The following is a 19,305-nucleotide window of genomic DNA, read 5'->3' as shown; positions in this document are numbered from 1 at the left end:
GGGGTGTCAAGGGTGTGTAAGCCCGACTGGTCGTCCGTTATGGGACCTACATATGCAAGGACCTTTAAGTAGGTAAGTGGCATAAACGGCGGGGGCGTTCACCGGCCTCACATACCTCTTGGTCGACCCGAGTCCACACTATGGACTAGACCAACGGGTACGCCGACGGTATATAGAGGGGATCACGGAGCGTGCGGGGGGACACTCGCACACGAAGCCGTGCCACGATGTGAGCCGTGGCCGACGGGATGTCGGTCGCTTCGGCACCCGGAGCCGGGAAGGCAGAGCATGAGCACCGACGTCAGCAGTGCGGAGAACGAGGGTGGGGCCCCCATCCGTACCGCGCGCGTGCCCAAGTACTACCGCCTCAAGAAGCACCTGCTCGACATGACGGAGACATTGCCGCCCGGCACGCCCGTACCGCCCGAGCGCACCCTCGCCGCCGAGTTCGACACCTCGCGCACGACCGTGCGCCAGGCCCTCCAGGAACTGGTCGTCGAGGGCCGCCTCGAACGCATCCAGGGCAAGGGCACGTTCGTCGCGAAGCCCAAGGTCTCCCAGGCGCTCCAGCTCACCTCGTACACCGAGGACATGCGCGCCCAGGGCCTTGAACCCACCTCGCAGCTCCTGGACATCGGCTACATCACCGCCGACGACACCCTCGCCGAGCTGCTCGACATCTCGGCCGGCGGCCGGGTGCTGCGCATCGAGCGGCTGCGCCTCGCGAGCGGCGAGCCGATGGCCATCGAGACGACCCACCTCTCCGCGAAGCGCTTCCCCGCCCTGCGCCGCAGCCTGGTGAAGTACACGTCCCTCTACACCGCGCTCGCCGAGGTGTACGACGTCCATCTCGCCGAGGCCGAGGAGACCATCGAGACCTCGCTGGCCACCCCGCGCGAGGCCGGCCTGCTCGGCACCGACGTCGGTCTGCCCATGCTGATGCTCTCCCGGCACTCGCTGGACCGGCAGGGCGAGCCGGTGGAGTGGGTGCGGTCGGTGTACCGGGGCGACCGGTACAAGTTCGTGGCACGGCTCAAGCGCCCGCAGGAGTAGCGCACCTGCCACGTTGCCCGGACCGAGATACGGACGAGGGGTTCCGCTTGGCTGACACCGTCGCCTAGATTGCCTGCGCATTGCACAGGTGAACAGCGAGGGGACGGAGCCGCCGTATGTCAGACGTGTCAGACGTGTCAGACGCGCCGAAGGTCGAACCGCCGGTGGTGACACCGATCCGGGTGGTCATCGCCCTGTGCCTGATAGCCCCGTTCGTGGCGATGCTGTGGGTCGGCTCCTACGCCAAGACCGACCCGGCGTTCATCGGCATCCCGTTCTTCTACTGGTACCAGATGCTGTGGGTGCTCGTGTCCACGGCGCTCACCGTGACCGCGTACCAGCTGTGGCAGCGTGACCAGCGCGCCCGCGCGTCCCAGGGCGGGGGTGCGGCGAAGTGAAGGACGGCGTGAACGGCGTCGCGCTCGGCGTCTTCATCTTCTTCTTCCTGGCCGTCACGGTCATGGGCTTCCTGGCCGCGCGCTGGCGCAGGCCGGACAACGAGCACAGCCTCGACGAATGGGGCCTGGGCGGACGGTCGTTCGGCACCTGGGTCACCTGGTTCCTGCTCGGCGGTGACCTCTACACGGCGTACACCTTCGTCGCCGTACCGGCGGCGATCTACGCGGCGGGCGCGGCAGGCTTCTTCGCCGTTCCGTACACGATCCTCGTCTACCCGCTGATCTTCACGTTCCTCCCCCGCCTGTGGTCGGTCTCCCACAAGCACGGCTACGTGACGACCTCGGACTTCGTGCGCGGGCGCTTCGGTTCGAAGGGCCTGTCCCTCGCCGTGGCCGTGACCGGCATCCTCGCCACCATGCCGTACATCGCGCTCCAGCTGGTCGGCATCCAGGCCGTCCTGGACGTGATGGGCGTGGGCGGCGGCGAGAACACGAACTGGTTCGTGAAGGACCTTCCGCTCCTCATCGCGTTCGGCGTGCTGGCCGCGTACACCTACTCCTCGGGGCTGCGGGCCCCCGCCCTGATCGCGTTCGTGAAGGACACCCTGATCTACATCGTGATCGCGGTGGCCATCATCTACATCCCGATCAAACTGGGCGGGTTCGACGAGATCTTCAAGGCGGCGAGCGACAAGTACACGGCGGCGGGGGCGGGCGGGCTCGTGCCCGCCGAAGCGGGCCAGTGGACGTACGCCACGCTCGCGCTCGGATCGGCGCTCGCGCTGTTCATGTACCCACACTCGATCACGGCGACGCTCTCCAGCCGCAGCCGTGAGGTGATCCGCCGCAACACCACGATCCTTCCGCTCTACTCCCTGATGCTGGGGCTGCTCGCCCTGCTCGGGTTCATGGCGATCGCGGCCGGAGTCAAGGTCACCAACGGCCAGCTCGCCATACCCCAGCTCTTCGAGAACATGTTCCCGGACTGGTTCGCGGGGGTGGCCTTCGCGGCGATCGGCATCGGAGCACTCGTACCGGCGGCCATCATGTCCATCGCGGCCGCGAACCTCTTCACCCGCAACATCTACAAGGACTTCATCAAGCCGGACGCGACCCCGCAGCAGGAGACCAGGGTTTCGAAACTGGTGTCGCTCCTTGTGAAGGTGGGCGCGCTGGTCTTCGTCCTGACGATGGACAAGACGGTCGCGATCAACTTCCAGCTCCTGGGCGGCATCTGGATCCTCCAGACCTTCCCGGCGCTGGTCGGTGGCCTGTTCACCCGCTGGTTCCACCGCTGGGCGCTGCTCGGGGGCTGGGCGGTGGGAATGCTGTACGGCACGCTCGCCGCGTACGGGGTCGCCTCTCCCACCCAGAAGCACTTCGGCGGCAGCTCGAAGGAGATCCCGGGCATCGGGGAGATCGGCTACATCGGTCTGACGGCCTTCGTCCTGAACGTCGTGGTGAGCGTCGTCCTCACCTTCGCCCTCCGCGCCTTCAACGCGCCGGACGGAGTCGACGAGACGTCTCCGGAGGACTACACGGCGGACGCGGGCGACGCGGGCGTCGAGACGGAGCTCCCGCCGGCCACGGCCGGTTCCACCCACTGAGCCCGGGGGCTCCGCCCCCAGACCCCCGGGTGGTGCGTTGGCTGCGGGGCGGTGGGGGCTGGTCGCGCAGTTCCTCGCGCCCCTAAAAGCCTGGGGCGCCGGGGCGCAGCCCCGTGCCCCAGGGGCGCGGGGAACGGCGCGCCAAGCCCCCACCCACCCGCAGCCGAAGAACCGCGCCAACAACCCCCACGGGCCGTCGGACACAAATCCGGCGGCCCGTTCCCGCGCCCTGTTGCACACTCACCGGCATGGACATCCGCATTCGACACGCCCACCCCCACGAATACGACCGCATCGGCGAGATCACCGCACAGGCCTACCTCGGCGACGGCCTGCTCGACTTCGGGGAGAGCGACGAGTACCTCGGCGAACTGCGGGACGTGGCGAAACGGGCCACCGCCGCGGAGGTCCTCGTCGCCGTGGACCACGACCACGTCCTCGGCGCCGTGACCTTCGTACCGCGCGGCGGCCCCATGGCCGACATAGCCCGCCCCGGCGAAGCCGAGATCCGGATGCTCGCCGTCGCACGCGAGTCCCGCGGCCGAGGCGCCGGCGAGACCCTCGTCCGCGCCTGCGTCGACCACGCACGCGCCACCGCCGGCTGCGTACGCGTCGTGCTCTCCACCCAGCGCACCATGCACGCCGCCCACCGCATCTACGAACGCCTCGGCTTCACCCGCACCCCCGACCGCGACTGGAACCCGCTCCCGGACCTCGACGACATCACTCTCCTCACCTATGAGTTGACACTCTGAAACCGGCACGACACAACATCTGGGGGTGTCACCGCAGCCCGGCACAAGATGTATGCTCATGCTCGCTGTCGCCGCAGGGGAATCCGGTGCAAATCCGGAACTGTCCCGCAACGGTGTACTTGTACGTGTTCGCACACCTGCGCCCATGTACTCGCGTCAGTCCGAGGACCTGCCGACAGCGCGCCCGGCCATCCGGCCCGGGTGCATGACGTCCGGGCCTCGCGGAATGGGCCGGTGGACGCGACGCCGTGTGCGCTCGTGAGCTGCCCTGCCCTCCGCCAGGCCCCGTGCCGAGCGAGGGAGAGCCCCAAGTGACCATCGCGCCAGCCGACCCGGCTTCAGCTACCGCTTTCGCACAGCAGGAGCGGAAGCAGGTCCCGGTGGAGACGGACGGTCCCGGTACCACGCTGCTGCGTACCCTGACCGACCTCACCGCCGACCTCCCCGACGCCGACCCCGGCCGGGTCGCCGCCGCCACGCTGCGCGGCCGGTCCGCGCGCGCGGACGACACGGAGCTGCGCGAGCTGGCCACCGAGGCGGCCGCGGGCCTCATCTCCGAGGACCCCGTCTACTCCCGGCTGGCGGCCAGGCTGCTGACGATCAGCATCGCGGCGGAGGCCGCCTCGCAGGGCGTCACGTCCTTCTCCGGGTCGATCGCCGCGGGTCACCGCGAGGGCCTGATCGCCGACCGCACGGCGGAGTTCGTCCGGCTGCACACGGCCCGGCTGGACGCGCTGATCGACACCGAAGGCGACGACCGCTTCGGCTACTTCGGCCTGCGCACCCTGCACAGCCGCTATCTGCTCCGGCACCCGATCACCCGCAAGGTCATCGAGACCCCCCAACACTTCATGCTGCGCGTGGCGTCGGGCCTGGCCGAGGACGACACGAACCGGGCCCTGGACGAGGTCGCGGCGCTCTACGGGCTCATGAGCCGCCTCGACTACCTCCCCTCCTCCCCCACGCTCTTCAACTCCGGTACGCGGCACCCGCAGATGTCGTCCTGCTACCTCCTCGACTCCCCGCTGGACGAGCTGGACTCCATCTACGACCGCTACCACCAGGTGGCCCGCCTCTCGAAGCACGCGGGCGGCATCGGTCTTTCGTACTCCCGGATCCGTTCGCGCGGTTCGCTGATCCGCGGTACGAACGGGCACTCCAACGGGATCGTCCCGTTCCTGAAGACCCTCGACGCCTCGGTCGCCGCGGTGAACCAGGGCGGCCGGCGCAAGGGCGCGGCCGCGGTCTACCTGGAGACCTGGCACTCCGACATCGAGGAGTTCCTGGAACTGCGCGACAACACCGGTGAAGACGCCCGCCGTACGCACAACCTGAACCTCGCGCACTGGATCCCGGACGAGTTCATGCGCCGGGTCGACACCGACGGACAGTGGTCCCTCTTCTCGCCCTCCGACGTGCCCGAGCTGGTCGACCTGTGGGGCGACGAGTTCGACGCGGCGTACCGCAGGGCGGAGGCGGCCGGCCTCGCCAAGAAGACCATCCCGGCCCGTGACCTCTACGGCCGCATGATGCGCACCCTCGCGCAGACCGGCAACGGCTGGATGACCTTCAAGGACGCCGCCAACCGCACCGCCAACCAGACGGCGGAGCCGGGCCACACCGTCCACTCCTCGAACCTCTGCACCGAGATCCTGGAGGTCACGGACGACGGGGAGACGGCGGTCTGCAACCTCGGCTCGGTCAACCTCGGCGCCTTCGTGGTCGACGGGGACATCGACTGGGAGCGGCTGGACGAGACAGTCCGTACCGCCGTCACCTTCCTCGACCGTGTCGTCGACATCAACTTCTACCCGACCGAGCAGGCCGGCCGGTCGAACGCGAAGTGGCGGCCCGTCGGCCTCGGAGCGATGGGCCTGCAGGACGTCTTCTTCAAACTGCGCGTCCCCTTCGACTCCCCGCAGGCCAAGGCCCTCTCCACCCGGATCGCCGAGCGGATCATGCTCGCCGCGTACGAGGCCTCGGCCGACCTCGCGGAGCGCAGCGGCCCGCTCCCGGCCTGGGAGAAGACCCGTACGGCCCGTGGCGTCCTGCATCCCGACCACTACGGCGTGGAGCTGACCTGGCCGGAGCGCTGGGCGACCCTGCGGGAACGTATCGCCGCCGTGGGCATGCGCAACTCCCTCCTCCTCGCCATCGCGCCCACCGCCACCATCGCGTCCATCGCGGGTGTGTACGAGTGCATCGAGCCCCAGGTGTCCAACCTGTTCAAGCGCGAGACGCTCTCCGGTGAGTTCCTCCAGGTCAACTCCTACCTGGTGGACGAGCTGAAGAAGCTCGGCGTGTGGGACGCGCAGACCCGCGAGGCGCTGCGCGAGTCCAACGGTTCGGTGCAGGGCTTCACTTGGGTGCCGCAGGACGTCCGCGACCTGTACCGCACGGCCTGGGAGATCCCGCAGCGCGGCCTGATCGACATGGCCGCCGCCCGCACCCCGTTCCTGGACCAGGCGCAGTCCCTGAACCTCTTCCTGGAGACGCCGACCATCGGCAAGCTCTCCTCGATGTACGCGTACGCCTGGAAGTCGGGCCTGAAGACGACGTACTACCTGCGCTCCCGCCCGGCGACCCGTATCGCCCGTGCCGCCCAGGCGCAGGCCCAGCCCGAGAAGACCATCCCCGTGCAGGCGATCCCCGACGAGGACGCCGTCGCCTGCTCCCTTGAGAACCCCGAGTCCTGCGAGGCCTGCCAGTAATGAGCTCCACCGAAAAGAACCTGCTCGACCCGGGCTTCGAACTCACGCTCCGCCCCATGCGCTACCCCGATTTCTACGAGCGCTACCGGGACGCCATCAAGAACACCTGGACCGTGGAGGAGGTCGACCTCCACTCGGACGTGGCCGACCTGGCGAAGCTCTCGCAGGGCGAGCAGCACATGATCGGCCGGCTGGTCGCGTTCTTCGCGACGGGCGACTCGATCGTGTCGAACAACCTCGTGCTGACCCTCTACAAGCACATCAACTCCCCCGAGGCGCGCCTGTATCTCTCCAGGCAGCTGTTCGAGGAAGCGGTCCACGTCCAGTTCTATCTGACCCTGCTGGACACCTACCTTCCCGACCCGGAGGACCGCGCGGCCGCCTTCGACGCCGTCGAGAGCATCCCCTCGATCCGCGAGAAGGCCGAGTTCTGCTTCAAGTGGATGGACTCGGTGGAGAAGCTGGACCGTCTGGAGACCAAGGCGGACCGGCGTCGCTTCCTGCTCAACCTCATCTGCTTCGCCGCGTGCATCGAGGGCCTCTTCTTCTACGGCGCCTTCGCGTACGTCTACTGGTTCCGCAGCCGGGGTCTGCTGCACGGTCTCGCCACCGGCACCAACTGGGTGTTCCGCGACGAGACGATGCACATGTCCTTCGCCTTCGAGGTGGTGGACACCGTGCGCAAGGAGGAGCCGGAGCTCTTCGACGACCAGCTCCAGCAGCAGGTCACCGACATGCTGAGGGAGGCCGTCGAGGCCGAGCTGCAGTTCGCGCGCGACCTGTGCGGTGAGGGTCTGCCGGGCATGAACACCGACTCGATGCGCCAGTACCTGGAGTGCGTGGCCGACCAGCGTCTCCAGCGCCTCGGCTTCGCCCCGGTGTACGGCTCCGAGAACCCCTTCTCCTTCATGGAGCTCCAGGGCGTCCAGGAGCTGACCAACTTCTTCGAGCGCCGCCCCTCGGCGTACCAGGTGGCGGTGGAGGGCTCGGTCGGCTTCGACGAGGACTTCTGACGGACGAGAACTTCCGGCGGTACGAGGACTTCTGACGGTACGACACCGGTGATGCCGGGCCGCATGTCGCGGCCCGGCATCACCGCGTCTCGTCCATGGGCCGTCCATGCACCGTCCATGGACCCCCTATGGGGCGGCAAAGTTCTTCGGGCGTGGCTATCCGGGGGTCATCGGCCCCGGCTAGGTTCTGGCCGTCCTGACATGTCACGTACAGCGGCACGACAGGACGACCGAATTGGCATGCCCATGTCGCATCCGCACTTCTCTCACGCTACGCGCGTCACGGGCCTGCCACGCAACGCCGAGAACCCCCACTTCCGGCTGTGGAGCCGTGCGCGGCCCTACCCCGGCCCGCACGGCACCGGCCTCAAACCGATGGAGGCAGCACCCATGCGTGAGACACCCCCCAGCAGGCCCGCCCGGCGACTGCGAAGACTTCTGACCGCCGCCGCGCCCGCCCTCGCCCTCACGGTCGCCGGACTCATGGCGGCCCCGGCCGCGAACGCGCAGCCGGCGCCGACCACCGCCAAGCCCTCCCGGGCCGCCCAGAACGCGAAGGCCCTGACCGCCCCGGCCGCGCAGGCCGTGCACTCCACGGGCAAGGCGGGCCAGAAGGTGCCGACCACGCACCTGTGCGGCGCCCCGACGGCCGGTCACGCGGCCTGTTTCGCGCAGCGCCGCACCGACATCAAGCAGAAGCTGGCCGCCGCGATCTCGCCGAACGCCGCCGCCGCGGTGTCCGGTCTGAGCCCGGCCAACCTGCACAGCGCCTACAACCTGCCCTCCACCGGCGGCTCCGGCCTGACCGTCGCCGTGGTCGACGCGTACAACGACCCCAACGCGGAGTCGGACCTCGCGACCTACCGTTCGCAGTTCGGCCTGTCGGCCTGCACCAAGGCCAACGGCTGCTTCAAGCAGGTCAGCCAGACCGGCTCGACCAGCTCCCTGCCGACCAACGACACCGGCTGGGCAGGTGAGGAAGCGCTCGACATCGACATGGTCAGCGCGGTCTGCCCGAACTGCAACATCGTCCTCGTCGAGGCCAACTCGGCCACCGACTCCGACCTCGGCACCGCCGAGAACGAGGCCGTGACGCTGGGCGCGAAGTTCGTCTCCAACAGCTGGGGCGGCTCCGAGTCCTCCTCGCAGACCAGCGAGGACACCTCGTACTTCAAGCACCCGGGCGTCGCCATCACCGTCTCCTCCGGTGACTCCGCCTACGGCGCCGAGTACCCGGCCACGTCCCAGTACGTGACGGCCGTCGGCGGCACCGCGCTGTCCACCAGCTCCAACACCCGCGGCTGGACCGAGTCCGTGTGGAAGACGAGCAGCACCGAGGGCACCGGGTCCGGCTGCTCCGCGTACGACGCGAAGCCGAGCTGGCAGACCGACACCGGCTGCTCCAAGCGCATGGAGGCCGACGTCTCCGCGGTCGCCGACCCCGCCACCGGCGTGGCCGTCTACGACACCTACGGCGGCTCCGGCTGGGCGGTCTACGGCGGTACGAGTGCCTCCTCGCCGATCATCGCGGGTGTGTACGCCCTCGCGGGCACCCCGAGCTCCAGCGACTACCCGGCGAAGTACCCGTACTCCCACACCTCGAACCTGTACGACGTGACCAGCGGCAACAACGGCTCCTGCTCGCCCTCGTACTTCTGCACCGCGGCCACCGGCTACGACGGCCCGACCGGCTGGGGCACCCCGAACGGCACCACCGCCTTCGCCTCGGGCACCAGCACCGGCAACACGGTGACCGTCACCAACCCGGGCAGCCAGTCCACCACCACCGGCGGTTCGGTCAGCCTGCAGATCTCGGCGAGCGACAGCGCGGGCGCGACCCTCACCTACAGCGCGAGCGGTCTGCCGACCGGTCTTTCGATCAGCAGCTCCACCGGTCGGATCTCGGGCACCGCGAGCACGGCCGGTACGTACAGCGTCACCGTCTCCGCCTCCGACAGCACGGGTGCCTCCGGCTCCGCCTCCTTCACCTGGACCGTCAGCACCTCCGGCGGCGGCACCTGCACCTCGGCGCAGCTGCTCGGCAACCCGGGCTTCGAGTCGGGCAACACCACCTGGAGCGCCAGCAGCGGCGTGATCACCAACTCCAGCAGTGAGGCCGCGCACGCCGGTTCGTACAAGGCATGGCTGGACGGCTACGGCTCGACGCACACCGACACGCTCTCCCAGTCGGTGACGATCCCGTCCGGCTGCAAGGCCAGCTTCACCTTCTACCTGCACATCGACACCGCGGAGACCACCACAAGCAGCCAGTACGACAAGCTGACGGTCACCGCCGGATCGACCACCCTCGCGACGTACTCGAACCTCAACGCCGCCTCCGGCTACGCCCAGAAGACCTTCGACCTGTCCTCGTTCGCCGGGTCCACCGTCACCCTGAAGTTCAGCGGGGTCGAGGACTCCTCGCTCCAGACCAGCTTCGTCGTCGACGACACCGCCGTCACGACCAGCTGACCAGTGGGGCCCTGGCCGGCGTCGCGGCCAGGGCCCTGTGTCCCTGTGTGGATCCTGATGCGGGGGTGGCACGTCCAAGCGACAAGGAGGTGCCACCCCATGCGCCGTACGACCCACCATCGGATCCTCGCCCTCACGGCCCTGACGCTGCTCGTCGCGGGCTGCGGCACACAGGGCGGCGGTGACGCGGGCGGCAGCCGCACCGTGTCGCCGTCCCCCACGACGAGCCACCCGAGCTGTGACACGGCTCCCGCGGAGCTCGGCGCAGCCGACACCGGCCACACGTACTGCCTCACGGCCGGCGGCGTACTCCGCCTCACCCTGGACGGCACCACCAGTCGGCCGTGGACACCCGTCAAGGTCAGCGGCACCGGGCTAGAGGCCACCAACAGCGGCGTCGTTCTCCAGGCGGGCGACGCGAGCTCCGCCTTCAAGGCGGTCTCGGCGGGAACCGCCCACCTCACCTCGTCCCGGCCGCTCTGCGCGACCGCCCCGGGCAAGGTGTCGTGCAAGGGCATTCAGGAGTGGACGGTCACGGTGCTGGTCACGAAGTCCTAGCTGACGGTCGATGCGCCGCTCGCGGGCCGCGCCGATCAGCGCGGGCAGGGCCACGACCACGAAGAGCGCGAGGACGGTCAGGATTCCGGCGGTGGTGTCCGTGAGTGTCTTCATGAACACCACTGTCGTACCGCTCGCCCTTCGGCGTCAGTGGCAGGACTGCCGTACACCCTCGATTTCCTGCCATTGACGAGGCACACTGGCGGACATGCTGAAAAACGTGGCCGCGGTCCTGCTCGACGGTGTGCACCCCTTCGAACTCGGGGTCGTCTGCGAGGTGTTCGGCATCGACCGCAGCGACGACGGCCTGCCCGTCTACGACTTCGCGGTCGCCTCCGCCGAGGGCCCGACCCTGAGCACCCACGCGGGGTTCTCGCTGACCACGGAGCACGGCCTGGAGCGGCTGGAGAGCGCCGACCTCATCGCTCTCCCCGCCGGGAACTCCTATGTGTCCCGGTCCTATCCGCCCGAACTGCTCGACGCCCTGCACCGCGCCACGGACCGCGGCGCCCGGGTGCTCAGCGTCTGCTCCGGTGTCTTCGTGCTCGGCGCGGCCGGGCTCCTCGACGGGCGGCGCTGCGCCGTGCACTGGCACCACGCCGAGGAGCTCTCCCGGCAGTACCCGAAGGCGATCGTCGAACCGGACGTGCTGTACGTGGACGAGGACCCGGTGATCACCTCGGCCGGCACCGCCGCCGGAATCGACGCCTGTCTGCACATCGTCCGCAAGGAACAGGGCCCCGAGGTCGCCAACGCCATCGCCCGCCGGATGGTGGTGCCCCCGCACCGGGACGGCGGGCAGGCCCAGTACATCGAGCGCCCGCTGCCCCGCTCCACCTGCGACACGGTCGGCGAGGTGCTGGTGTGGATGGAGCGCCACCTCGACCGGGAGGTGACCGTCGAGCAGCTCGCGGCCCGCGCCCACATGTCCCCGCGCACCTTCGCACGCCGCTTCCAGCAGGAGACCGGCACCACCCCGTACCGCTGGATCCTGCGCCAGAGGGTGCTGTTGGCACAGGAGTTGCTGGAGGCGTCGGACGAGACGATGGACGCCATCGCGGGCCGCACCGGGTTCGGCACCGCGGCCGCGCTGCGCCACCAGTTCGTCCGGAGCCTGGGGACGACCCCGCAGGCGTACCGGCGCACGTTCAGGGGCCCGCGGGCTGCCTGAACGCGCACCGGTACGGACACGGGGTCACCGCGGACGACGCCGCACGGTCACCGCGGCAGGGCCCTCAGCAGCAGCCGGTACGGACGCAGGGTGATGCCGACGCGGGTCGCGTCATTGGACTCGGAGACCTGCTCGAACCGCCACCGGGACGCCACCGTCGCCGTGATCAGGCTGAGCTGCGCCATCGAGAAGTGGTCGCTCGGGCACTTCCGGTTGCCCACACTGAAGGGGCTCATGGCGTGCTTCGGGACGTCCTTGGCGCGTTCCGGAAGCCAGCGGTCGGGGTCGAAATCCAGATGCCCGTCGTACGAGCGCGGATCACGCTGGATGGCGAACGGGCTGTAGACGATGTCGGCACCGGCCGGTATCCGATAGCCGCCGAGTTCGGTTTCGGTCACCGCCCGCCGGGTCAAAATCCATACGGCGGGGCGCAGCCGCATCGACTCGACGACGACATTGTTGGTGTACGTCAGCTTCCGGACGTCGTCGAATGCGACGGGCCGGTCCCCGACGACGGATTTGACCTCCTCGGCCACCCGAGCGGCGTGTTCCGGGTGTTCGGTGAGTACTTGCAGCAGCCACATGATCGTGGAGGCCACGGTTTCGCTGCCGGGCGTGAGTATCGCTACGACTTGGTCGTGGATCTCCTGTTCGCCGATCGGCTCGCCGTTCTCGTCCTTCGCTTCCAGCAATGCCGTCAGCAAATCGTCCGGCTTTTGACCGGATGCGCGGCGCTCGGCGACGATCTCGTCGACGAGGAGATGCAAATCGGCCAATGCGCGGTCGAATTTGCGGTTGGCCGGAAGCGGCAGCCGATAGAGCGGGCCCGCCGGGATCACCATGCGCCGGTACATACCGCGGAACACGGTGGCGAGCGCGACGCTCAGCCGCTCGGCGCGCTCGTCCATGAACTCGCCGCGCAGCAGACAGCGGGCCGCGATGCGCACGGCGACGCGGAACGACTCGGAGGTGCAGTCGACGGGCTCGCCCGACCCCATGCGCTCGGCGAGCGCACGCGCCTCCTCCTCCATGATCGGTCCGTACTCGGGGATGATGTCGAGCCGGAACGCGGGCTGGATGGTGCGGCGCTGGCGACGGTGCCTCGGCCCGTTGGCGGTGGCGACGCCCTCCTTGCCGAGCAGGCCTTCCAGGGACTCCCAGAGGGGTCCGTCGATCTTGAAGTCGGTGCTGAGCGCCATCGCTCCGGTGAGGGCCGGCGAGGTGAGCGCGTACACCGTCTTGGGGCCCAGCTTGAGCCGTACGACGTCGCCGTGGTCGCGGAGCCGGGCGAGGAAGCCCAGCGGGTCGCGGACCAGTTTCCAGCCGTGGCCCAGGACGGGTACGCCGCCCCCGGCCAGGGGTGGGACGGGCAGCTGTGGTGCCGCGGGTTGCGCGGGCTTCACGGACTCGACGGTCATGACTCACCTGCCGCTTCGTTGTTGACGTACGGGGGTGTGGAGCGGTCGTCCCAGCTGTCGACGGTGTACCGGCCGGACTCGTGGTGGAACCAGTACACGGAGCTGAACCAGTTCCGCATATTGCCGAGGCACGCTTTCACGGCGAGGCTCAATTCCTTGCCGTGCACGGTGCCGTCCGCGAGGGTGTCGGAGAACCGGTTGAGGTCCTTTTCCGCGTCGAGGAATTCGGTGATGCATCCCTCGATCCGCCGCCGGGTGTCCTGGATCGCTTCTTCGAGTGTCAGCCCCTCGTGATGGATGAGGCTGATTCCGAGATTATGGAACTCGTCGCCCGCGATTTCTTTCGGGAGCGAGCAGAGGTCGTTGTACCAGGCGGCGAATTCCTGGCTCAGCAGCGCCGCCCGCCGATATGCGAAATGGTTCCGCACGGCGGTGGGAAGTTCACAGCCCGCGCTCGGCTCCAGAAGGTCGGTCCAGATCCAGTGCGCGAAGGTGAGCCGCCGCAGTTCCAGATATTCCTCGACCGTGGGCACGGTGCCGTTGACACGGTTGCGGAATTCCCGGTCGTACGCCTCGATCACCGCGTGGAAATGCCGGGCGAAGCGCGCGTTCCACTTCTTGGTCAGGAACGAGTACAGGCGCACCATGCTGTCCGCGAACCCCGCGACCAGGGGATCCCGGTGGTGCAGGTGCTCCCTGGGGGAGTCGAGAGCCGCGTGCAGCTGGAACCTGAGCCTCCGCCAGGCGCCGGGCCTGCCGTGGATGACATCGCGGTCGTGGCGGTCGTCCCAGACGAAGAACCACGCGCTGTAGTCCGCTATCGCCTGCATGACCTCGTCGGGAGCGCCAATGTAGTAGCCCGCCATCAGGTCCGTATAGCAAAGGCCGTCGGCATATTCGTCGACCTTGTCCGCCGGCATGAGGCGTTTTTCCCTCAGCCACGAACGTGTGTTCTCCTGGAGCCTCGGCCAATACGGGTGCAGTTGACGGGGAAACGCGGACTCGATCACCGGGAGAGAGAGCGCCGGTGGAACCGCGACCACGGTCGGTGTCGATGAAGTGCCGTGTGAGAATGCATGCACGAACAAACCCCTCTCAGCCGCCAGTTGACGCTGCGCCCCTCCCGCTGTGCCGGGCGTGCGCCGTTGCGTATCCCCGCACTTCCCATTCAGCACCACAACTGACCGTTCTGGGAACGGATTTACTCCACTCGCTACCCCACAGTGCTGAGAATCTCCCCTTGTGTGACTGAATATGGATCACTAGAGGAGCACGGGGGATCGAATGTGCGACGCACATACGAACGGCGCCTGGTCAGGGAGCTCCCCCTGACCAGACGCCGCTCGGGCCGACCCGCGCGTGCGCGCCGGCCCCAACTGTCCTGCCGCGACTCAGTCGTTCGCGACGATCGGGTAGCGGGGCTCGTTCTCGGCCATCTGCCGCAGGGCTTCCTTGCGCTCGCGCTTGGAGAGCCGGTCGATGTAGAGGTAGCCGTACAGGTGGTCGGTCTCGTGCTGGAGGCAGCGCGCGAAGTAGCCGGTGCCACGCACCTTGATCGGGTTGCCCTTCTCGTCCTGCCCGGTGACCTCCGCGTAGTCGGGGCGGGCCAGCGGCGCGTACGCGGTCGGCACCGAGAGGCAGCCCTCGTTGCTGTCGTCGAGGCGGCGCTGCTCGGCGGGCAGCTCGACGAGGACGGGGTTGCAGACGACACCGACGTGCCGCTTGCCCTCGTCGTCCTGGCAGTCGTAGACGAAGACCTTGAGGTCGACGCCGATCTGGTTGGCCGCCAGGCCCACGCCCTCGGCGGTGCGCTGGCTGGCGAACATGTCGGCGACCAGCTGGTCGAGCTCGGGCCCGAACTCGGTGACGTCCTTGCACTCCTTGTGCAGCACCGGGTTGCCGACGACCGTGATCGGCCGCGAGGTACCGCGCTCACGGTAGGCCGCCTCGCGCTCCTCACCGTCCTCGGTGTCGTTGACGAAGCCCTCGTCGTCCACGGGGAGCACTCCAGAGTGCTGCTGCTCGGTGTCCTGCTGCGCCATGACCGACGTACGCCTTCCTCGAAACCAGGGGTGTGGTGCTCATACAGGGTACGGGGGTGGCACCCCGCGAGGGCGCGGGACTGTGTTGATCTGCGGCTCCGCCGCGTGGGCGCGACAAGCCCCCACCGGCCCGCGGTGAACCCGCAAGCGCTCAGCAGACCTCTTCGAGATCCCGCCAGTCCCGGGAGTCGGGGCTGTCCGCGACCCACCCGTCCAGCAACCCCCTGACCAGCGGAGCCGGCGCAGCCACCCCGCACTCCCGCTCCGGCACCCACAGCTGCCCGTCGGTGCGGTGACCGAGCGGCCCCGGATGCCCGGGCTCGCTGTGGTCGTGCGGGTCGAGATGCTCACCGTCGCCCTCGTCGGACGGCATCCGCGACTCGGAACACATCCGGCACAGCAGCCGTACGGACGAGGACCAGTCCTCCGCGGCGAAGCCGGCGTCCGCCGCGAGCTGCTCCAGGGCGTCCCGGTCCTCCTCGGTGGCGGCCTCCAGGAGAACCACCCAGGTGGGCACCGGAGAGGGCGCCCACAGCTCGATCTCGTCGAAGACCGGATAGGCGTGCCCGGCGGCGGTCGTCCGCTCCCCGTGCGGCACACCGTCGTGCAGAACCACCTCGCCCCAGCGACGCCCCGAGGACGGCAGCGGAATGGACAGGACCTCCACCCGGGCCGGATCGAGCCTGCGCCCCCACACGACCTCGGCCTCGCCCTCCGGCGACAGCCGTACGGCCGCACTGCCGAGGTCCATGCCCACCGGTTCCCCGGAGACGGCGGCCCCGCCGGGCACCCGCAGCCCGTACGCCTGCCAGGCACGGCGGGCCAGCGGCCAGTCCTGCAGGGCGGTGGCGGCGATCCCGACGTTCCACCAGTCGGGGGCGCCCGCCTCCCGGTCGAGAAGTGCGACGGCCCTGAGGCCCGCGGCCCGCGCCTGCTCCCAGTCGTGCCGGAACTTGTGCAGCAGGGCCAGGTTGAACCAGGACTCCGACAGCCAGGGCTCCAGGTCCGCGGCGCGCGTCAGCAGCGCTCCCGCGTCCTCGTACCGGCCGTCGCCGATCAGCGTGAACGCGCGATCGGTGGCCTGCCGCCATGAGGCGGAGGGCCGGTGCCGTCCCTTGCCGAAGATCCTCACGATTCCCGCCTGCCAGTTCCTTGCGTTTCCCGCCTGCCGGTCCCTTGAAGAGTTTCTTGAAGACAGCGCAGCCCCGGGCCGGCCCGTGCCCCCGAACACCCTCTTCCTCGCATCCAACCACGGACCGTTGGACGGGCGCTCATTACCCATGGGTTACCCAGCCTGGGGCAGGGTAAGGGTGCCCCGCAACAGGACCCTGGCCAGCGACTCCACTACCTCGGGCTGATAGTCGCGGGCGGTGGCCAGGCGCAGCTTCTCCAGGGCGGTGAGGGGCCCTCCCGGGCCTGCTTCCCTTGCCATCTCCTCGTACGCGTTGACGGCCCGCACGATCCGTGCCGTGACCGGCTGCTCCCGGTACGGATCGGCCTGCCGCTCCACGACCACGGCGACCTCGGCGTCCACGCCGGTCTGGCGTACGACGGCGCCGCCGAGGAGGGCGATGCGCCGCTGCTCGTCGGCGGAGAGCACCGAGGTGGCGCCGGCCGGCACCGGGTCGACGAGGCTGAGCTGTCCGATGTCGTGCATGAGCGCCGCGTACTCCAGGACGGTCAGATCGGGCTCGGACAGGCCCAGCTCACGGCCGACGGCCCGGCTGAGCGCGGCGACCCGCCGGGCGTGCCCGGTGGGGGTGTACCCGGCGATCTCGGTCGCCCTCGCGAGTGAGGCGATCGTCTGCCGATAGGTGACGCGCACGGCGGCGTACCGCCGGACGGAGAGCTGGGTGAGCAGCAGGGGCAGCGAGAACACGGGCAGCGCCCACAGCCCGACGACCGCCACCGCGAGCGACATGACGGCCCCGGTCGCGCAGACCGCCGACCCGATGCCGAGCGTAGCCCGCAGCTCGTCCCGCAGCAGTGGTCCGAAGGGCCAGCGGGTCCGGGCGTGCGCCATCGCCGCCGCGAGCACGGCGTCGCACAGCGCGGTGAGCACCAGCAGGGAGACCAGCAGCAGGGCGTACGAAGGGCCGCCCCAGCCCATCAACCTTCCCTGGTTGTAGAGGGGTTGGAAGCAGACGGCGGCGAAGCCGACGGTGAGGACGCGCCGGGTGAGGTGGTCGGCGGTGGGCCCGCGGCCCTGGGCGACGTGCGGTACGCAGCCGATGAGGGCCGCGGCCACGACGACGGCGACGATCTCGAGGACGCCGTGGTCGGTGCGGTGTCCGGCGTTCTCGCCGAGCAGCGCGTACGCGAGGGCTCCGGCGGCGGCGAGGGGCGCCGACTCCCGCTCCTCGGCCCCGCTCCAGCGGGTCAGCTCCCCCACGGCGATGAGGATCCCGAAGGCGAGCGCGACGCCTCGTTCGTCGAGACCGTGCCAGAGGACGACGGCCAGCGAGACAACGGCGAGGAGCAGGGCGACCGCGTGAACGAGGGTGAGGGTGAACGGGGCCCGCCCGACGACCCCGTACCCGGGAATCTCCACCCCGACGGCACTCATGACCGCCCCCGCCCGACGACGCCGCTCGACGGAGGGTCGACACCTGTCGGGTCCCGGTCCGCGCCGGTCGACGGCCCGTCGGCGCCCATCGAGCAGCCGTCCGTACTCGCCGAGGACCCGGTTTTGTTTGTCGGGTTCCTCTCTGTCCGACTGGAAACGGGTGGAGCGGGCGGGTGAATCCCCGCGGTCACCGCAGGATGCCACCCGTGTCGGTTCAGCGCTCGCACCAGGGCCCGTACCATCCCCGGATCGAACTGCGCCCCCGCGCACCGTTCCAGTTCCTCCAGCGCCACCGGCACCGGCCGGGCCCGCCGGTAGGACCGGGTCGACGTCATCGCGTCGAACGCGTCGGCGACGGCCACCACGCGCGCGAACTCCGGGATCTGGCGTCCCACCAGCCCGTACGGGTACCCGCTCCCGTCGATCCGCTCATGGTGGTGCAGGATCGCCGACCGCGCCTCGCCGAGAAAGCCGATGCCGCGCACCATCTCGTGCCCGTACTCGGGATGCAGCTCGATGATCCGCCGTTCCTCCGGCGTCAGCGGCCCGTCCTTGCGCAGGAGCCGCGTGGGGACGCCCAGCTTCCCCACGTCGTGCAGGATCCCGGCGAACCGCAGCACTTCGACGCGCTCGTCGTCCATGCCCAGCTCACGGGCGATCATCATGGACGCCTGCCCGACCCGCTCACTGTGCCCGCGCGTGTACCCGTCCTTGATGTCGACGGCCTGCACGAGGGCCCGGATGGTGGCCTGGTGGGCGGCCCGCTCCCGGTGGTACTGGGCGAACGCCCAGCAGGAGACGTACATCGGCAGCAGGACGAGCAACGCGGCGACGGGACCGTACGGACTGCGCCACAGCACCGCCATCATCAGCCCGGCGAGCCCGTGCACGGCGACGGAGGCGAGGGAGCGCGAGAAGAGCCCGCGCCAGGCACCCCGCACCGGCACCCGCTCGGCGAGCGCCAGGATTCCGCCGTCGAGCGCGGTCAGGACCAGGCAGAAGGTGAGCACCGCGGCCCCGGCGGGCACGAGCGCGTACGGGAAGTGGGGCAGGGCGATCGCGTCCCGGCCGCCCAGCGCCCAGTGCACCCGGGACGCCGCCCAGACCGCGACGGCGAGCTGGGCCGCGCGCCAGACCCGGCGCAGCCACTGCGGCCGCTGCTCCACACGGGCGAGCAGCGCGCCCGGCAGCGCCACGAGCGCGGCGGCCGGCGGCGGCAGCAGAAAGGCCCCGGCGAGCAGCACGGGCAGGAAGGTGCCCAGCCCTCGGGGGGCGCCCCGCTCGGCTACGCGGGCGGCGGCACCCTTGGGGCTGTGCGGGAAGGGGATCCGCTCGCAGCCGACGTACAGCGCGGCGAGCAGGGCGACGATCCACCAAGGTGCGTGAACGGCGGGCAGCGGAGCCAGGCAGGCCACCGCGGCCAGGACGACACAGACGACGTAGACACGGGCCCACGTCGGAATCGACCCCATCGCCTCGTTCCCTCCCCCGGACGTCCCCTGCCCCGGTCAGGCTCCGGAGCCTAGGGCGGTGGGGACGGT

General features: G+C 69.7%; 15 protein-coding genes and 1 riboswitch. Of the genes, 9 read left to right on the top strand and 6 right to left on the bottom strand.

Going from position 1 to position 19,305, the window contains the following annotated elements:
• Positions 1–288 precede the first annotated feature (288 nt).
• The 9 genes from KVT44_RS18050 (at position 289) to KVT44_RS18010 (ending at position 11,738) form a co-directional block, all read left to right on the top strand.
• Positions 289–1,053 (top strand): GntR family transcriptional regulator, encoded by a 765-nt coding sequence (locus tag KVT44_RS18050; RefSeq protein ID WP_054228140.1) that lies wholly within the window; start codon positions 289–291, stop codon positions 1,051–1,053.
• A gap of 116 nt (positions 1,054–1,169) precedes the next feature.
• Positions 1,170–1,451, top strand: coding sequence for a DUF3311 domain-containing protein (locus tag KVT44_RS18045; RefSeq protein ID WP_095852672.1), 282 nt, complete (start codon positions 1,170–1,172; stop codon positions 1,449–1,451).
• Positions 1,448–3,058, top strand: a complete 1,611-nt coding sequence (gene mctP, locus KVT44_RS18040; protein WP_180292869.1) for a monocarboxylate uptake permease MctP — start codon at positions 1,448–1,450, stop codon at positions 3,056–3,058. Before KVT44_RS18045 ends, mctP begins: the two co-directional genes overlap by 4 nt.
• A gap of 248 nt (positions 3,059–3,306) precedes the next feature.
• The gene (locus KVT44_RS18035) at positions 3,307–3,813 is read left to right on the top strand and encodes a GNAT family N-acetyltransferase (protein WP_075028847.1); all 507 of its coding nucleotides are present in this window, start codon (positions 3,307–3,309) and stop codon (positions 3,811–3,813) included.
• A 77-nt stretch (positions 3,814–3,890) separates the two neighbouring features.
• Positions 3,891–3,983, top strand: a riboswitch (cobalamin riboswitch).
• Positions 3,984–4,124: 141 nt separating this feature from the next.
• Positions 4,125–6,524, top strand: coding sequence for a ribonucleoside-diphosphate reductase subunit alpha (locus tag KVT44_RS18030; protein ID WP_217567779.1), 2,400 nt, complete (start codon positions 4,125–4,127; stop codon positions 6,522–6,524).
• Complete coding sequence (locus tag KVT44_RS18025; protein ID WP_054228144.1) at positions 6,524–7,537, top strand: ribonucleotide-diphosphate reductase subunit beta; 1,014 nt, start codon at positions 6,524–6,526, stop codon at positions 7,535–7,537. The genes KVT44_RS18030 and KVT44_RS18025 overlap by 1 nt, the downstream gene beginning before the upstream one ends.
• A 390-nt stretch (positions 7,538–7,927) precedes the next feature.
• Positions 7,928–10,009, top strand: a complete 2,082-nt coding sequence (locus KVT44_RS18020; protein WP_217567778.1) for a putative Ig domain-containing protein — start codon at positions 7,928–7,930, stop codon at positions 10,007–10,009.
• Positions 10,010–10,108: 99 nt separating this feature from the next.
• Positions 10,109–10,567, top strand: coding sequence for a hypothetical protein (locus KVT44_RS18015; RefSeq protein WP_217567777.1), 459 nt, complete (start codon positions 10,109–10,111; stop codon positions 10,565–10,567).
• A gap of 208 nt (positions 10,568–10,775) precedes the next feature.
• The gene (locus tag KVT44_RS18010; RefSeq protein ID WP_217567776.1) at positions 10,776–11,738 is read left to right on the top strand and encodes a GlxA family transcriptional regulator; all 963 of its coding nucleotides are present in this window, start codon (positions 10,776–10,778) and stop codon (positions 11,736–11,738) included.
• A 47-nt stretch (positions 11,739–11,785) separates the two neighbouring features.
• Here the strand turns inward: KVT44_RS18010 and KVT44_RS18005 are convergent, their stop codons facing one another.
• From KVT44_RS18005 to KVT44_RS17980, 6 genes are all read right to left on the bottom strand, one after another.
• Positions 11,786–13,156 (bottom strand): cytochrome P450, encoded by a 1,371-nt coding sequence (locus KVT44_RS18005; protein WP_099920733.1) that lies wholly within the window; start codon positions 13,154–13,156, stop codon positions 11,786–11,788.
• Positions 13,153–14,238, bottom strand: a complete 1,086-nt coding sequence (gene cyc1, locus KVT44_RS18000; RefSeq protein ID WP_217567874.1) for an epi-isozizaene synthase — start codon at positions 14,236–14,238, stop codon at positions 13,153–13,155. Before cyc1 ends, KVT44_RS18005 begins: the two co-directional genes overlap by 4 nt.
• 309 nt (positions 14,239–14,547) lie before the next feature.
• Positions 14,548–15,198, bottom strand: coding sequence for a peptide deformylase (gene def / locus KVT44_RS17995; protein WP_054228148.1), 651 nt, complete (start codon positions 15,196–15,198; stop codon positions 14,548–14,550).
• 151 nt (positions 15,199–15,349) lie between these two features.
• Positions 15,350–16,330 carry a hypothetical protein gene (locus KVT44_RS17990; RefSeq protein ID WP_060897921.1) on the bottom strand — a complete coding sequence of 327 codons (981 nt, stop codon included), beginning with the start codon at positions 16,328–16,330 and terminating at the stop codon, positions 15,350–15,352.
• Positions 16,331–16,483: 153 nt separating this feature from the next.
• The gene (locus tag KVT44_RS17985) at positions 16,484–17,764 is read right to left on the bottom strand and encodes an HD-GYP domain-containing protein (RefSeq protein WP_190172812.1); all 1,281 of its coding nucleotides are present in this window, start codon (positions 17,762–17,764) and stop codon (positions 16,484–16,486) included.
• On the bottom strand, positions 17,761–19,236 hold the full coding sequence (locus KVT44_RS17980; RefSeq protein ID WP_217567775.1) for an HD-GYP domain-containing protein: 1,476 nt from the start codon (positions 19,234–19,236) through the stop codon (positions 17,761–17,763). The genes KVT44_RS17985 and KVT44_RS17980 overlap by 4 nt, the downstream gene beginning before the upstream one ends.
• Positions 19,237–19,305: the final 69 nt, after the last annotated feature.

The sequence above is a fragment of the Streptomyces sp. GbtcB7 genome (genome assembly GCF_019091445.1).
In the GTDB taxonomy this organism is placed as follows: Bacteria; Actinomycetota; Actinomycetes; order Streptomycetales; family Streptomycetaceae; genus Streptomyces; species Streptomyces mirabilis.
Note: the sequence above shows the minus strand (reverse complement) of the source record. Positions and strands in the feature narration are given on the sequence as shown.

Bases quoted from the DNA above. Each gene is read 5' to 3' on its own strand.
- KVT44_RS18050 (WP_054228140.1), top strand. From the start codon at position 289: ATGAGCACCGACGTCAGCAGTGCGGAGAACGAGGGTGGGGCCCCCATC.
- KVT44_RS18045 (WP_095852672.1), top strand. From the start codon at position 1,170: ATGTCAGACGTGTCAGACGTGTCAGACGCGCCGAAGGTCGAACCGCCG.
- KVT44_RS18035 (WP_075028847.1), top strand. From the start codon at position 3,307: ATGGACATCCGCATTCGACACGCCCACCCCCACGAATACGACCGCATC.
- KVT44_RS18025 (WP_054228144.1), top strand. From the start codon at position 6,524: ATGAGCTCCACCGAAAAGAACCTGCTCGACCCGGGCTTCGAACTCACG.
- KVT44_RS18020 (WP_217567778.1), top strand. From the start codon at position 7,928: ATGCGTGAGACACCCCCCAGCAGGCCCGCCCGGCGACTGCGAAGACTT.
- KVT44_RS18015 (WP_217567777.1), top strand. From the start codon at position 10,109: ATGCGCCGTACGACCCACCATCGGATCCTCGCCCTCACGGCCCTGACG.
- KVT44_RS18010 (WP_217567776.1), top strand. From the start codon at position 10,776: ATGCTGAAAAACGTGGCCGCGGTCCTGCTCGACGGTGTGCACCCCTTC.
- KVT44_RS18005 (WP_099920733.1), bottom strand. From the start codon at position 13,156: ATGACCGTCGAGTCCGTGAAGCCCGCGCAACCCGCGGCACCACAGCTG.
- def (WP_054228148.1), bottom strand. From the start codon at position 15,198: ATGGCGCAGCAGGACACCGAGCAGCAGCACTCTGGAGTGCTCCCCGTG.
- KVT44_RS17985 (WP_190172812.1), bottom strand. From the start codon at position 17,764: ATGAGTGCCGTCGGGGTGGAGATTCCCGGGTACGGGGTCGTCGGGCGG.
- KVT44_RS17980 (WP_217567775.1), bottom strand. From the start codon at position 19,236: ATGGGGTCGATTCCGACGTGGGCCCGTGTCTACGTCGTCTGTGTCGTC.